This is a genomic window from Streptomyces sp. NPDC007945 (genome assembly GCF_042958885.1).
Taxonomy (GTDB): Bacteria; Actinomycetota; Actinomycetes; order Streptomycetales; family Streptomycetaceae; genus Streptomyces.
On record NZ_JBIBJV010000006.1, the window covers coordinates 408,216 to 422,184 of the forward strand.

A 13,969-nucleotide genomic window follows, 5' to 3' on the forward strand; every position below is an offset into this window, starting at 1 on the left:
GGGGGTTGTGGCAGGGGGCTCAGCGCACGCACTCCGCCTCCGGTACGGAGGCGAGCGCCCCGCCCAGCGCCTCGGCGAGGCCCGTCGACCCGGTCGGCGTCCCGCCCGGTCCCGGCGGTACGACGCCGGAGGCCGCGGCGTCTGCCCGGACGGGCGCCCGCGTCTGCGCCGGCACGGGCGAGGACGCGGCTTCCGTCGAGGCCGGCGCGCCCGTCGTGAGCAGGACCACGCCGCGGGCCGCCACCAGCGCCGCCGCCGCGGCGACCAGCCAGCCCCAGGCGCCCGCCCTGAAGGTCTCGCCGAGCAGTGCCACGCCGAGGACGGCCGCCGCGGCCGGGTTGGCGAGGTTCACGACCGCGAGCGGCGCGGCCAGGCCGCCCCGGTAGGCGGTCTGGGACAGGAGCAGGCCGCCCATGGCGAAGGCGGAGATCAGCAGGGCGAGCGTGGCCGTCTGCCACCAGGCCGGACTGCCGCCGGGGAGGCCGAGGGTGAGCGCGGCCGTGAGGGTCTGGGTGAGGGCCGAGGCCACGCCCGAGGCGACGCCGGAGGCCGTGGCGTGGCCGAGCCCGCCGGCCCGTACCCCGCCGCGCGCCGTGCCGTCCGCCGTGCGCCCGCCCCGCCGACCGCCCGCGAGCGCCGCGATCAGCAGCGCCGTCGCCGCGGCGACCACCAGGGACTCGCGCAGGCTCAGCGCCTCGCCGGGCGCGGCCGGACCGGTCACCGCGACCAGGCCGAAGAGGCCGGCCAGGGTCCACAGCGCACCCCGCCACTCGGCGCGGGTCACCCGCCGACGGGCGGTGTAGGCGCCCAGCGGCAGCGCCGCCACCAGCGTCAGCGCGCCGAGCGGCTGCACCAGCGTCAGGGGCCCGTAGTGGAGGGCGGCGACGTGGGCGAGGGCGCCCGCCGCATTGAGGCCGACGGCCCACCACCACTGGCCGCGCGCGAGCAGCGCCCGCAGCGCCCCGCGCCCCGAGGGGGCGGAGGGGGCGGCGGCGAGCCGGACCTGGGCGACGGCGGCGAGCGCGTACCCGGCGGCGGAGACGAGGGAGAGCAGCACCGCGAGGACGGTGCCCGTGACGCCGTTCATCGCCGCGCTCCGGCCGGTACGGCCCCGGTCCTCCCGGCGGGCTCCCGCCGGGGGAGGGGCGGCGGCGCGTCGGCGGTCTCGCCGGGCGCCTCGGCGGGCCGCCGGGGCGACGGCACGACGAGCAGCGCGAGGCCGAGCAGGATCGCCGCGGCGACCGCGTCCAGCCAGTAGTGGTTGGCCGTGCCGACGATCACCAGCAGCGTGACGGCCGGGTGCAGCAGCCACCACCAGCGCAGCGGCGAGCGGGTCGCGGCGATCAGGCCGATCGCCACCATGAGCGCCCAGCCGAAGTGGAGCGACGGCATCGCGGCGAACTGGTTCGCCATCGAGTCGGTCTCCGGGACCGCGCCGTAGACGGACGGACCGTAGATCCGCGCGGTGTCCACCAGACCGCTCGCCGCGAGCAGCCTGGGCGGCGCGAGCGGGATCAGGATGTGCAGGGCCAGCGCCGCGCCGGTGACCAGCGCCAGGACGCGCCGGGACCAGACGTAGTGGGCGGGGTGGCGCCAGTACAGCCAGGCGAGGAAGGCGATCGTGGCCGGGAAGTGGACGACCGCGTAATAGGTGTTCGCGGTCCGGATCAGCGGTTCGCCGTGCAGCAGGAGCTGCTGGACCGCGCCCTCGCCGGGGAAGTGGAGGGCGCGCTCGGCGTCCCACACGAGGTCGGCGTTGCGGAAGGCGCGGGACTCGTGGCCGTTGGCGAGCAGCCGGCCGAACTTGTAGACGAGGAAGAGCCCGGTGACGAGCAGCAGCTCGCGCGGCAGCGGCGGTCGCCCGCCCTCCGCCGGGGAAGCGGGGCGGAGTCCGAGGGCCCCGCGTATCCGGGTGGCCATGGCGCGGCACTTCCCATCCGTCAATCGGTCAAATGTGCAACAAACGGAGGAACTCTAGATCCGATTTCATCGAGACGCAAGCGTCTCGATACGTTTGCGTCTCGATTGTGCACCCCCTACCCTCGTATGTGCAGGGATGAGGGAGCTCGCGCCCCGTGCGCCGAGCCACGGAGGTGTCCGGGAGGGACCGATGTCGACGCAGGCCGCCACCGCCGCCGCCCGCCGCAGCAAGATCACGCCGGAGCGCGAGGCGGAGCTGTACGAGGCCGTGCTCTGCCTCCTGCGCGAAGGCGGCTACGATGCGGTGACCATGGAGGGCGTCGCGGCCCGCACCAAGTGCGGCAAGGCCACGCTCTACCGGCAGTGGGGCACGAAGCCGCAGCTCGTCACCGCCGCCCTCGCCGCCCGCCGCTGCGGCGTCTTCACCGGCATCGACACCGGCAGCCTCGCCGGCGACCTCCACGAGGCCGCCCGCGTCGCCTCGGCCCGCCACGAGCGCGACACCGCACTCATGGAGGCCGTCGCCCAGGCGTACCTCCGCCACCCCGAGCTGCGCGGCCGCATCCGCGAGACCGTCCTGGCCCCCGAGGTCGCGGCCATCGATGCCGTCGTCCAGCGCGCCGTCGACCGGGGCGAGGTCGCCCCCGACAACCCGGCCATCGCCTTCGTCGCCCCCAGCTTCATGGGCCTGCTCCGCATCGAACGGCTCCTGGAGGACCGCTTCCCCGACGCCTCCGCCGCCCGCGCGTTCGTCGACGCCGTGCTGCTGCCCGTCCTGCGCGTCGACGGGTGACGCGCCCCGGGGTCACGCACCCTGGAACCATGCCCGCCACCACCCCCGACGTCCGCGTCCGCCGCGTCTACGACGCCCCGTCCCCCGACGACGGGGTCCGCGTCCTCGTCGACCGCCTCTGGCCGCGCGGCCTCGCCAAGGCCGACGCCCACATCGACGAATGGCCCAAGGCCCTCACCCCGTCCACGGAGCTGCGCCACTGGTACCACGGCCCCGGCGAGGGCGACTACGAGGAGTTCCGCCGCCGCTACGAGGCCGAACTCGCCGCTCCCGACGCGGCCACCTCCCTCGACCGCCTCCGCACCCTGGCCACGACCGAGACGCTCACCCTCCTCACCGCCACCAAACACCCCGACACCAGCCATACGACGGTGCTGCGGGAGCTGTTGACGGGGTAGCGGGGTTCGGGGCTGGTGGTCCGGCCCCCGGTCCGGCCCAGGCCCGGGCGAAGCCGTCACCCTGGGTCCGCCTCCCCCGGTCGGGCCGGGAGCCGCCGGAATCGCCGGGCCGCCAGACCGCCTTCAGGCGCCCGACCCCCTCAGCCGTCCGGCCCGCTGGGCGCGCCTCAGCCGCCCGGCCGGCCTCAGGCGCTGACGGACCCGCCTCAGCCGTCCGACCCGCCCTCGCCGTCGGCCCCGTCCCGGCGTGCCGGTGGACGCCCGCCCGTCAGTCGGGGGGACTCGGCGGCGGCGTCCACCGGCGCGCCCCGCTCCACTCGGGCGGCCAGGCCGTCGGCCCAGTGCAGTAGCCCGGCGACGTCCACCCCGTGCGTGTCGCCGCCCCCGTCGGCGTACCCCTCGACCCGCCCGGCGCCCCGTCGCAGCAGCCGCGCCCCGCCCGTCGCGTTCCCCCGGGCGGCGTGCGTCAGCCCCACGGCCAGCTGTGCGAGGCCCTGCCACAACTCCCGCTCGCCGCCGGGCCCCGACTTCCACGCGTCCTCGAACACCTCGTGCGCGTGGAACGGCATCCCGGCGTCCAGCAGTCGCTGCGCCTCCCGTACGGACTCGCCGGGGGCCCGCACCACCCCCTCGGGCTGCCGGGCCACCCCCGCCGCCCCGTACGGCAGCGGCCGCCCCAGTCCGTCCCTGGGCCGGGCGCTGCGCGCCCGCCCCTCCGCGTCACGGTCCCGGCCGTACGCCGGTCCTCCGGATTCCTCGCTCACCCGGCCATTCTCCGCCCCGCCACCCGGGAGTGTGATCGTCACCCGTGGAGTGAGGTAATGTTCTCCTGCACGCCGACGCGGGGAACGCCCCGCCGCCGACGCGCACCGGGACGTGGCGCAGCTTGGTAGCGCACTTGACTGGGGGTCAAGGGGTCGCAGGTTCAAATCCTGTCGTCCCGACCATGCTTTATGCAGGTCGGAGGCCGTTCTCTCATTAATGGGAGGGCGGCCTTTGGTGTGTCCGGGGCCATGGTGGTCGCAATGCGGTCGCAGCCACGCCGGACGGCGCGTTTCGGAGCCGGCATGCCGGGCTCCGGTGAGCGTGCGGTCGGTGAACACCTGCTGCACAGCCCGGGGCTTGGCTGTTCGGCGGCGGCCTCTCGATGAGAGGAACGAGCACTCGTCCCGACGGGAACCTCGGGGAGCCGGCGCGGTGGAGCGCAAGGCCCGGCTCATGGGGTAAACGGGCCGTGACGAAGGGACGGCCGGTATGGGCGAGCTGCTGATCGGGACGTGTTCATGGACGGACAAGGCGCTGGTCGCCAGCGGATGGTATCCGGCCGGGCGGCGTGATGCGGAGGGGAGGCTGCGGCACTACGCCGAGCGCTTCTCCGTCGTAGAGGTCGATGCCGGCTACTACGCTCTCCCCAGCGTGCGCAACAGCGTGCTCTGGAGCGAACGCACACCGTCGGGCTTCCGGTTCGACATCAAGGCGTTCTCCCTCCTCACCGGTCATCCGACTCGCAAGGAGGCCCTGCCCCCGGACCTTCGCGGCCACGACCTCGGGGACCCGGAGCTGCTCGACGAGGTCTGGCACCGTTTCGGCGCGGCCCTACGGCCGCTGCGCGAGTCCGGCCGACTGGGCGCCGTACTGTTTCAGTTCCCTCCGTGGTTCGCGCCGGGCGCGCGGGCCGAGAACATGCTCCATGCGACCAGGAAACGGGCGCACCCATGGCCGATGGCCGTGGAGTTCCGCCATCCCGACTGGTGGCGCGAGGACCGGCGGGAGCGAACAGCCGCCCTGTTGAGGGACCTGGACGTCACCGCGGTGGCCGTGGACACTGCCCAAGGCCTGCCCACCTCGATGCCCCGCGTCACCCCCGTCACGTCCTCAAGGCTCGCCGTGGTCCGCTTCCACGGCCGCAACGCCGCCTGGGGGACCGGAAGCAAGGAGGACCGCTTCCGCCACACCTACACGCCGGAGGAACTGGCCGCATGGCTGCCGCGCCTCCGCTTCCTGGCGGACCGGGCCGAGCACGTGCACGTGCTGTTCAACAACTGCTGCGGAGACGCCGCCGTACGAGCCGCCGAGACGCTGCTCGGTCTCTTGGCGGGTTCCTGAAGCGGGCTTCCGGCCCGGCGGTGGGCACGCTTTCTGCAGGACCGCGGTGGCTGGCCCATGCCGATGCGCTCGATCCCCTGGATCCGGCCGATCCCCTCGATCCGGTCGACGCGCGCGTCGACCGGATCACCGTACGTTCCGCCGGGCGGGGTCAGCCCTTCGGGACCGTGTCGACGTGGGCGGTGCCGGCGGTGCGGAAGTCGGCCACCGTCTTCCGGAGGTCCGCCGGGGCGACGGCCTCGTCGGCCTTGTAGTAGACCCAGTCGACCTTCATGTCCCAGCTGCGCGGACCGCCGGCGAAGGGGAGGTCGATGAACCAGTTGCTGAAGTGGACGTCCATCCGGTCGCGCGGGACGTACTTGCCGGAGCTCGTGAACAGCTTCTTGCCGTCCAGGGAGTACGTCACCTCGCCGTCCATGGCGGTGATCATCAGGGTGTGCCAGCCGCCGAGGCGCCGCTTCAGGGTCTGGTGGACCCGGTCCGGCGGGTCGGCCTTGTGCCAGCTGACGGTGTCGAGCTGCGGACCCACCGAACCCCAGCCGCCGTTCGGCAGGTACTCGAAGTCGAGTTCGCTGTAGTTCTCCGACGCGTCCGAGGGGGAGATCGGGAAGAAGGTCTGGACGACGTGGTCGCCGTCGCGTCCGCTCGCGGGCTCGTCGCTGAAGTGGACCCGGGCGGCGAAGGTCCCCGTGAAGAAGTTACGGCTGGTGGTCTGGACCTCGACCTGCGTGGTGCCCTGCTTCGTGCCGTCGGTGGAGGAGCGCAGGCGCAGGACCTTGCCGCCCTCGGCCGTCGGATCGGAGAGGAAGGAGGCGCCGTCGGCGCTCCAGGTGCCCTTGATCCCCGGGCCGCCCCCGCCGGTGCGGAGCTGCCAGCCGTGCGCGGCGAAGGACGGGTCGTAGACGCCCGTGTAGTCGAAGTCGTCGAACAGGGTGCCCGGCGGTCCGGTGGGCGTCGGCGAGGCCTCCCGCGCGGGCCCCGCGGCGTCGGAGGCCCCGCCGGTCCCGGGGTCGCCGGAACACGCGGCGAGCACGCACAGCAGGGCGGGCAGCACGAGCGCCGTCCGCACACGGCGACGAGAGATGCGGCGGGGCTGGCTCACGCGGGCTCCTTGAGGCGTGGGGCGTCGAGAGGGGGAGGCGTCGGGGGAGAGCGGCGCACACCCCTTGCGCGGGCGTCGGACGCTGTTCCCCTGAAGTGAGGCGTCATCCTAGCGAAGGGTTTCGGACACTCTTTCGCGTGTGCCCGCGTCGGCGGTCCGGAGGCCCGCACGCTCCCATCGACATACCGATCCGATTACGGGCAGGCGATCCGGTCATGTCAAAGCGGACATCTGCCGTCAATCGATCAGGGCTGTTCGATACGGTTCGCTCTACGCTTCAGCCGTCACCATCCCTGCACAAAAAGGCCACACGAGTTGCGCCAGACCTCCGCACCCTTCGGGCGTACACCGGCATACCCGGCAAGCCTCGGTGTGACTGAATCCAGTCCCCAGGAGCCTGTGCCGGCACCGGTGTTCGTCGACCAGTCGGGTCTCCGCAGCCGTCTGTTCCGCCGCCTCGGCTGGCCGGTCTCCGTGGTCGGCGCGATCCTGGCGGCCGCCATGGGCGGCAGCCTGATCGGCACGCAGTCGGACGCCCCGGCGATGGAGATCCCCCCGAAGCCCGCGTACCTGCCCACCGGTGGACCGCTGCCCCCCTTCTGGCCCTAGAAGGCGCGGACCGCGAGACCCCCAGCCCGAAGAGTCCGGCCGTCCCGCCGGACGCCATGACATTCCCTGGCACACCCCGACCCCCGCGTCGCCCGGAGCAGCGCCGCGGGCCGGCCGGGCGCGCCTGATCGTCCGCACCGCCCATCTCCAGGAGCGCCCTTGTCCCGCCACCAGCGCCGTCGGCAGTCCCTGCTGAGACCGCGCCGACTGGCCGCGCCGCCGCTGCGCTTCTTCATGCCGCTGTCCCTGCTGGCCTGCCTGCTCGCGCTCCTGGTCCTGCGCGGCCTCGCCACCAACGAGGCGTTCCACGACACCCGGATCGCGACCTCGGTCGACAAGACGACGGTGCCGGAGACCCTCCTCAAGGGCGGCCCGATCATCGACGCGCGCGGCGACAAGAACGAGCACCCGGTGAGCTACCAGGTCCCCGATCGCACCGTCGTGCTGAGTTTTGACGACGGCCCCTCGCCGGAGTGGACCCCGAAGATTCTGGACGTGCTCGCGGCCCGCGACGTCCACGCCGTCTTCTTCGTGACCGGCGCGATGACCACGCGCCACCCGGATCTGATCCGGCAGATCGTCGCGGCCGGCCACGAGATCGGCGTGCACACCTTCACCCACCCCGACCTCGTGTACCAGTCCGAGACACGGATCAGCTGGGAGCTGGCGCAGACGCAGCTGGCGTTGGCCGGCGTCGCCGGCATCCACAGCGCGCTGTTCCGCCCGCCGTACTCCTCCGACGCCTCGGCGCTGGACGACTGGAACTACCCGGTGATCAAGTACGTGGGTTCCCGCGGCTACCTCACCGCGTTCATCGACCGCGACACCGACGACTGGAAGCGCCCCGGCGTCGACGCGATCGTCGAGGCGGCGATGCCGCGGAAGCCGGGCGCGGGCGCGCTGGTCCTGCTGCACGACGCGGGTGGCGACCGTACCGAGACCCTCGCCGCGCTCGAACGGATCATCGACAAGCTGCAGGGCGAGGGCTACCGCTTCGCCACCGTCTCCGAGGCGCTCGGCGCCACCGACGCCAACGTGCCGGTGCACGGCTACCGGCTGTGGGCGGGCAAGGTGTTCATCTGGGCCAGTCAGGCCGCCGTGCTCACCCTGCCGGTCCTGGTCGCGCTGCTCGCCGTCGTCGGCTTCCTCAACTTCGGCCGGTTCGCGCTGATGCTCGTCCTCGCACCGCTCCACGCCCGGCGCTCCCGGCGGCGCGACGCCTGGGGGCCACCCGTCACCGAGCCGGTCACGGTCCTCGTCCCGGCCTACAACGAACGCGAGTGCATCGCCAACACCCTCAACTCGCTGGCGTCCAGTGACCATCCGATCGAGGTCATCGTCATCGACGACGGCTCCACGGACGGCACGGCGGACATCGTCGAGGCGATGGCCCTGCCGTTCGTGCGGCTGATCCGCCAGGCCAACGGCGGCAAGTCCAGCGCGCTCAACACCGGCATCGCCGCCGCGTCGCACGACATCGTCGTGATGATGGACGGCGACACCGTCTTCGAGCCGTCCACCGTTCGCGAGCTGGTCCAGCCCTTCGGCGACGCGACGATCGGCGCGGTCGCGGGCAACGCCAAGGTCGGCAACCGCGACAGCCTGATCGGCGCCTGGCAGCACATCGAGTACGTCCTCGGCCACAACCTGGACCGCCGGATGTACGACATGCTCAACGTCATCCCGACCATCCCCGGCGCCGTCGGCGCCTTCCGCAAGGAGGCCCTGCGGCGGGTCGGCGGGATGAGCGACGACACCCTCGCCGAGGACACCGACATCACCATGGCGGTGCTCTGCGACGGCTGGCGGATCGTCTACGCCGAGCGCGCCCGCGCCTGGACCGAGGCCCCCGCCAGCATCCAGCAGCTCTGGTCCCAGCGGTACCGCTGGAGCTACGGCAGCATGCAGGCGATGTGGAAGCACCGCCGTGCCGTGACCTCCCGCGGTCCGGCCGGCCGCTTCGGCCGGCTCGGGCTCCCGCTCGTCGTGCTGTTCGGCGTGGTCGCCCCGCTGCTCGCGCCGCTGGTCGACATGTTCCTGCTGTACGGCGTGCTGTTCGCGGACGCGCCGATCACCCTCGCCAGCTGGGGCGGCTTCATCCTGCTCCAGGCCCTGCTGTCGTGGTACGCCTTCCGGCTCGACGGCGAGAAGCCCCTGCACCTGATCAGCCTGCCGATCCAGCAGCTGGTCTACCGACAGCTGATGTACATCGTCCTGCTGCAGTCCACGATCACGGCGCTGACCGGTGGCCGGCTGCGCTGGCAGAAGCTCCGGCGCACCGGCGAGGTCGCCGCACCGGTGGAGGCCTGACCATGACCGCGCCCTTCGAGTCCGTGGGCACCCACGACACCCTCCGGCTCCGCGTCCCCGCCTTTCCGCGTCCGAAAGAGGCGCCGCAGGCGGAGTCCGTCCCGACGGCACCGTCCGGCGCCAAGGGCGGCCGGGACCGCTACCTCGACATGCTGCGCGCCCTGGCGCTGGTGCGCGTGGTGGTCTACCACAACTTCGGCTGGTTCTGGCTGCCCCTCGTCTTCCCGTCGATGGGCGTGATGTTCGCGCTGGCGGGGTCGCTGATGGCCCGCTCCCTCAGCCGGCCCGCCCTCGGCGTCATCCGGGGCCGGCTGCGCCGCCTGCTGCCCCCGCTGTGGCTGTTCGGCGCGATCGTCGTCACCGCGCAGATCCTCGACGGCGACGGGCCCGACGCCGAGGGGCACCCCGAATGGTGGTGGGGCAAGCTGCTGTTCTGGATCCTGCCGCTGAGCACCCCGCCGTACGCCGAAGCGCTGAGCGGCTTCGACCACCTGGTGGGGCAGGGCTGGGCCGTGCAGATCATCGTGCCGCTCTGGTACATCCGCGCGTACCTCTGGTTCGTCCTGCTGTCCCCGCTGATGCTGTGGGCGCTGCGGCGGATGCCGGTGGTGACGCTGTGCGCGCCGCTCGCCCTGGTGATCGTCATGCACACGTTCTTCATCGACCAGGAGTTCCTCTACGGCCGGGTCTGGGAGAACGCCAGCGACTTCGCCACCTTCGGCTCCTGCTGGATCCTCGGCATGGCCCACCAGGAGGGCCTGCTCAAGAAGCTCCCGCAGTACGTCGTGCCGTCCGTCGCGCCGCTGGTCATGGTGGCCGGCTGGTGGTACCTCCAGACCCGACCGGTCGACCCGACCGTGCACACCGACATCGAGAGCTGGCCGGTCGCCCAGGCCCTGTGGTCCCTCGGCTTCGTCGCCCTCCTGCTCCACATCAGCCCCTCCTGGGAGCGGTGGCCCCAGCCGCTGGAACGCTGGAACGGCCTGATCAGCCTGCTCAACGCACGCGCCGTCAGCGTCTACCTCTGGCACCAGACCGCGCTGGTGGCCGCCATCCCCCTGATCGACCCCCTGTGGTCCGTCGGCTTCTTCTACGAGCACTTCCGGTGGCTGCTGGCCAGCCAGTGGTTCCCGCTGATGGTGGCGGTCCCGCTGACCGGACTGCTCGTGCTGACCTTCGGCTGGGTCGAGGACCTGGCCGCGAAGCGCTCCCCGCGCCTCTTCCCGTACCCGCGCCGCGTACGGGGCCGCCGCCGGGCCGGCACCTGACGCGGTCCAGGCGGGGCTCGGCGCGAGCGGGGCAGGGCCCGGCACGGTCGGAGGCCGGCGCGGGTTAGGATCCTGCGGCCCTCGACCGTCCGCAGCCCAGGAGTCAGCCTCATGCGCCGTTTCGAAGTCGAGAGCCTGGCGGCGGGCCGGTGGCGCAACGGCGGGGGCGTGACGCGGGAGATCGTCTCCTGGCCGGTGGGTGCCGCGGACTTCGCGTGGCGGGCGAGCGTCGCCGACATCGAGGCGGCCGGGCCGTTCTCGGCGTTCCCCGGCGTGGACCGGACCTTTACGCTGCTCGCGGGCGGGGGCGTACGGCTGACGGCGCCGGGGGGCTTCGACCGCACGGCGCGGCTGGAGGAGCCGCTCGCCTTTCCCGGCGAGCTGGAACCGACCGCCGCACCGCTCGACGGCGCCTGCCGCGTGCTGAACCTCATGGTGCGCAGGGGGCACGGGACGGTCCGGGTGGAGCGGGTCACCGGCACCGTCGCGCCGCCGGCCGGACACGCCGGGGTGCTCCTCGTGCGGGGCGGGCGCTGGCGCGCCGGCGGTGAGGGGCGTCCGGTGGCCGAGGGGCAGGGCGTGTGGTGGGGAGGGGGCGAGGGCGTCGGCGCGGAGGAGGAGCTCGTGCCGCTCGGCCCCGACGCCGTCGCCCTCTGGGCGGACCTCGCACCGGCGACCGGCTACTGACGGTACGTCGACAGGAAGCGGCCGATGCGGTTGATGGCGGTCTCCAGGTCGTCGGCGCGCGGCAGCGTGACGAAGCGGAAGTGGTCCGGGCGCGGCCAGTTGAAGCCGGTGCCCTGCACGATGTGGATCTTCTCGCGGAGCAGCAGGTCGAGGACCAGCCGCTCGTCGTCGACGATCTTGTGCACGGCGGGGTCCAGCCTGGCGAAGGCGTAGAGGGCGCCCTTGGGCTTGACGCAGCTGACGCCCGGGATCTCGTTCAGCGCCTGCCAGGCGACGTCGCGCTGCTCGGTGAGCCGGCCGGTCGGCAGGGTCAGGTCGTGGATCGACTGGTGACCGCCGAGCGCGGCCTGCACGGCGTACTGCGCCGGCACATTGGGGCACAGGCGCATGCCGGCCAGCATGGTCAGGCCCTCCAGGTAGTCCGCGGCCCGGTCCTTGGGGCCGGAGACGACCAGCCAGCCGCTGCGGAACCCGGCCACCCGGTAGGACTTCGACAGGCCGTTGAAGGTGAGCGTCAGCACGTCGTCGGCGAGCGCGGCCAGGCAGTGGTGTTCGGCGCCGTCGTAGAGGATCTTGTCGTAGATCTCGTCGGCGAGCACCATCAGGCCGTGGCGGCGGGCGAGTTCGAGGATGCCCTCCAGGAGCTCCTTCGAATAGACCGCGCCCGTGGGGTTGTTCGGGTTGATGACGACGATGGCCTTGGTGCGGTCGGTGATCTTCGCGGCGATGTCGTCGAGGTCGGGGAACCAGTCCGCGTCCTCGTCGCACAGGTAGTGCACGGCCCGGCCGCCGGCGAAGCGCACCACCGCCGTCCACAACGGGTAGTCGGGCATCGGCACCAGGACCTCGTCGCCGTCGTCCACCAGGGCCTGCACGGCCATCTGGATCAACTCGGAGGCGCCGTTGCCGAGATAGACGTCGTCGACGGTCACGCCCGCGACGCCGCGCTGCTGGTAGTACTGCATCACGGCGCGCCGGGCCGGGAGGATGCCCCGGGAGTCGCTGTAGCCGTGGGCGTTCGGCAGGTTGCGGATGATGTCCTGGAGGATCTCCTCCGGCACCTCGAAGCCGAACGGCGCCGGGTTGCCGGTGTTCAGCCGCAGGACGCTGTGACCCGCCTCCTCCAGGGCGTTGGCCTGGTCGACGACCGGGCCACGGATCTCGTAGCACACGTCCTTCAACTTGCTGGACTGTCGAAACGTCATCTGCGGCCTCCCGACCGTCACTGTCACCGTCATCCACGCCGCCGTGGCTGCTTCGTTCTACCAAGTACTCACTTGGAAAGTCCAACCTTTTGGTTATGCTGAGCCCCATGCCACGCCGAAGCTACGACCAGTACTGCGCCGTCGCCCGGGCCCTCGACGCGGTCGGGGAGCGCTGGAGTCTGCTGATCGTCCGGGAGCTGCTGCACGGCCCGCGGCGGTACACCGACCTCCACGCCGACCTCCCCGGCGTCTCCACCGACATCCTCGCCAGCAGGCTCAAGCAGCTGGAGGGCGAGGAACTGGTCGAACGTCGCCGCCTGGAGCGCCCCGCCAACGCGACCGTCTACCAGCTCACCGCGCGCGGCGCCGAACTCCGCCCGGTCGTCGAGGCCTTGGCCGTCTGGGGCCTCGACGCCCTCGGCGCCCCCCGGCCGACGGACGCCGTCCGCACCCACTGGTTCACCGGGGAGCGGGGCGAGTCGGCGGAGTGAGACGGCAGGGGGGCGGGACGGGACGATGGGGAGCGGGGAAAGCAGAGCAAGGGAACCTTTCCTCCCTCCCCGCCGTCCTTCCTTCCGAAGCGGTGATCCATCGTGTGCGAGCCGAGTGAGGTGCCATGCGGACGAACGACCCGAACACCCTGGGGACCACCCTGGCCGACGGCCGGCGGATGACTCTCTCCCTCCCCGCCACGGGCGCCGGCTGGGCCGCCGACGGAGTCGCGGCGCTGCGCCCCGTGCGCCCCACCCACGCCGGCCGGGGCGAGGAGCCGCCCGCCCTGCCCGAGCGGCCGGCCCTCCCGCTGGAGGTCGCCCTCCTGGGCTTCGCCCTCTAGGGCCTGTCGTCGAACTCTCGCCTGCCCCACGACGCCCTGCACGCACTCTCGCCGCACCGGGCACAAGGCCGAGTACGTCCCGTACGAGGCCTCGCGCCCGGCACGCCGAGAGCACGCACCTGACGCCGCGGGGCCGCCCTCCGGGCGACGGCGGGAGTTCGACGACAGGCCCTAGTCCTCGCGCACGGGCCAACCCCCGCGGCGGAGCGGGTGCCGGACCCGCTCCGCCGTGGTCTGCTGGTAGTGAGGGGGGCGGACCGTCGCCTCACGAGGAGGAAGGGCCATGGCGATCCTCGTCCACGCCGTCCTCGACGGAATCACCACCGATCAGTACGACACGCTCAACACCCGGCTCCAGTCGACCCCCGACATCTTCGACGGGTGCATCGCGCACGCCTGCGTGGCGACCGAGAGCGGCCTGGAGATCTTCGACCTCTGGGAGAGCGAAGCGCAGATGCGGGCCTTCGCCGACAGGATGATGCCCATCGCGACGAGCCTCGGCTGGCCGGACGGGCCCATGCCGCGGATCGCCGAAGTCCACAACCACTGGGTGCCCGGCGCCGGCGGCTGACGGACGCAGGTCACGGTCCCGGGTCCGCAGTGCCCCCGGGGCCTCGGGAGCGAGTACCGGGAGCACTCGAGCAGCGCCGGAGACGGAGCTTGGAAGAGCCGCCCCGCTGAGCGGCGGCACGTGCCCGCGGCGCCCGCCCCCATGTGCCCGCGCCCCCCCCGCGCC

General features: G+C 72.9%; 14 protein-coding genes, 1 tRNA gene and 1 pseudogene. 11 read left to right on the forward strand and 5 right to left on the reverse strand.

Annotated features, from left to right (window positions below; translation table 11 throughout):
- Nucleotides 1–19 precede the first annotated feature (19 nt).
- Both ACFZCF_RS21530 and ACFZCF_RS21535 read right to left on the reverse strand, forming a co-directional pair.
- Nucleotides 20–1,087 carry a DMT family transporter gene (locus ACFZCF_RS21530; protein ID WP_391288035.1) on the reverse strand — a complete coding sequence of 356 codons (1,068 nt, stop codon included), beginning with the start codon at nt 1,085–1,087 and terminating at the stop codon, nt 20–22.
- Nucleotides 1,084–1,920, reverse strand: a complete 837-nt coding sequence (locus tag ACFZCF_RS21535) for a phosphatase PAP2 family protein (RefSeq protein ID WP_391288037.1) — start codon at nt 1,918–1,920, stop codon at nt 1,084–1,086. The genes ACFZCF_RS21530 and ACFZCF_RS21535 overlap by 4 nt, the downstream gene beginning before the upstream one ends.
- 190 nt (nt 1,921–2,110) lie before the next feature.
- Between ACFZCF_RS21535 and ACFZCF_RS21540 the strand changes: the two genes are divergently transcribed.
- Nucleotides 2,111–2,713: a TetR/AcrR family transcriptional regulator gene (locus ACFZCF_RS21540; protein WP_388445986.1), complete on the forward strand. Its 603-nt coding sequence runs from the start codon at nt 2,111–2,113 to the stop codon at nt 2,711–2,713.
- A gap of 29 nt (nt 2,714–2,742) precedes the next feature.
- Nucleotides 2,743–3,111 carry a DUF488 family protein gene (locus tag ACFZCF_RS21545; RefSeq protein WP_391288039.1) on the forward strand — a complete coding sequence of 123 codons (369 nt, stop codon included), beginning with the start codon at nt 2,743–2,745 and terminating at the stop codon, nt 3,109–3,111.
- A gap of 206 nt (nt 3,112–3,317) precedes the next feature.
- On the opposite strand, the gene ACFZCF_RS21550 is transcribed toward ACFZCF_RS21545, so the two are convergent.
- On the reverse strand, nt 3,318–3,875 hold the full coding sequence (locus ACFZCF_RS21550) for a DUF309 domain-containing protein (protein ID WP_391288040.1): 558 nt from the start codon (nt 3,873–3,875) through the stop codon (nt 3,318–3,320).
- Between the two features lie 106 nt (nt 3,876–3,981).
- Between ACFZCF_RS21550 and ACFZCF_RS21555 the strand changes: the two genes are divergently transcribed.
- Together ACFZCF_RS21555 and ACFZCF_RS21560 are read left to right on the forward strand one after the other, a co-directional pair.
- Nucleotides 3,982–4,058: transfer RNA gene (locus tag ACFZCF_RS21555), tRNA-Pro, on the forward strand.
- A gap of 307 nt (nt 4,059–4,365) precedes the next feature.
- Nucleotides 4,366–5,217 carry a DUF72 domain-containing protein gene (locus ACFZCF_RS21560; RefSeq protein ID WP_391288042.1) on the forward strand — a complete coding sequence of 284 codons (852 nt, stop codon included), beginning with the start codon at nt 4,366–4,368 and terminating at the stop codon, nt 5,215–5,217.
- Between the two features lie 151 nt (nt 5,218–5,368).
- Here ACFZCF_RS21560 and ACFZCF_RS21565 read toward each other — a convergent pair whose 3' ends face one another.
- A complete protein-coding gene (locus tag ACFZCF_RS21565) occupies nt 5,369–6,319 on the reverse strand; it encodes a glycoside hydrolase family 16 protein (RefSeq protein WP_391288044.1) in 951 nt (316 codons plus the stop codon).
- 399 nt (nt 6,320–6,718) lie between these two features.
- On the opposite strand from ACFZCF_RS21565, the gene ACFZCF_RS21570 reads away from it, so the two are divergent.
- The 4 genes from ACFZCF_RS21570 to ACFZCF_RS21585 all read left to right on the forward strand — a co-directional run bounded on the left by ACFZCF_RS21570 (nt 6,719) and on the right by ACFZCF_RS21585 (nt 11,193).
- The gene (locus ACFZCF_RS21570; RefSeq protein ID WP_388446001.1) at nt 6,719–6,928 is read left to right on the forward strand and encodes a hypothetical protein; all 210 of its coding nucleotides are present in this window, start codon (nt 6,719–6,721) and stop codon (nt 6,926–6,928) included.
- Nucleotides 6,929–7,162: 234 nt separating this feature from the next.
- Nucleotides 7,163–9,238, forward strand: coding sequence for a bifunctional polysaccharide deacetylase/glycosyltransferase family 2 protein (locus ACFZCF_RS21575; protein WP_388446349.1), 2,076 nt, complete (start codon nt 7,163–7,165; stop codon nt 9,236–9,238).
- Between the two features lie 2 nt (nt 9,239–9,240).
- Nucleotides 9,241–10,506, forward strand: a complete 1,266-nt coding sequence (locus ACFZCF_RS21580; protein WP_391288045.1) for an acyltransferase family protein — start codon at nt 9,241–9,243, stop codon at nt 10,504–10,506.
- 111 nt (nt 10,507–10,617) lie between these two features.
- Nucleotides 10,618–11,193, forward strand: a complete 576-nt coding sequence (locus ACFZCF_RS21585; RefSeq protein WP_388446007.1) for a HutD family protein — start codon at nt 10,618–10,620, stop codon at nt 11,191–11,193.
- Here the strand turns inward: ACFZCF_RS21585 and ACFZCF_RS21590 are convergent.
- Entirely contained in the window at nt 11,187–12,398 is a 1,212-nt protein-coding gene (locus ACFZCF_RS21590) for a pyridoxal phosphate-dependent aminotransferase (protein ID WP_388446010.1), read from the reverse strand. The two genes, ACFZCF_RS21585 and ACFZCF_RS21590, sit on opposite strands and share 7 nt — an antisense overlap.
- 95 nt (nt 12,399–12,493) lie before the next feature.
- Between ACFZCF_RS21590 and ACFZCF_RS21595 the strand changes: the two are divergent.
- The 3 genes and pseudogenes from ACFZCF_RS21595 to ACFZCF_RS21605 all read left to right on the forward strand — a co-directional run.
- Nucleotides 12,494–12,859: pseudogene (locus ACFZCF_RS21595) on the forward strand (winged helix-turn-helix transcriptional regulator); the annotation flags it as partial.
- 155 nt (nt 12,860–13,014) lie between these two features.
- A complete protein-coding gene (locus ACFZCF_RS21600; RefSeq protein ID WP_391288048.1) occupies nt 13,015–13,233 on the forward strand; it encodes a hypothetical protein in 219 nt (72 codons plus the stop codon).
- Between the two features lie 283 nt (nt 13,234–13,516).
- Nucleotides 13,517–13,804: a hypothetical protein gene (locus tag ACFZCF_RS21605; protein ID WP_391288049.1), complete on the forward strand. Its 288-nt coding sequence runs from the start codon at nt 13,517–13,519 to the stop codon at nt 13,802–13,804.
- Nucleotides 13,805–13,969: the final 165 nt, after the last annotated feature.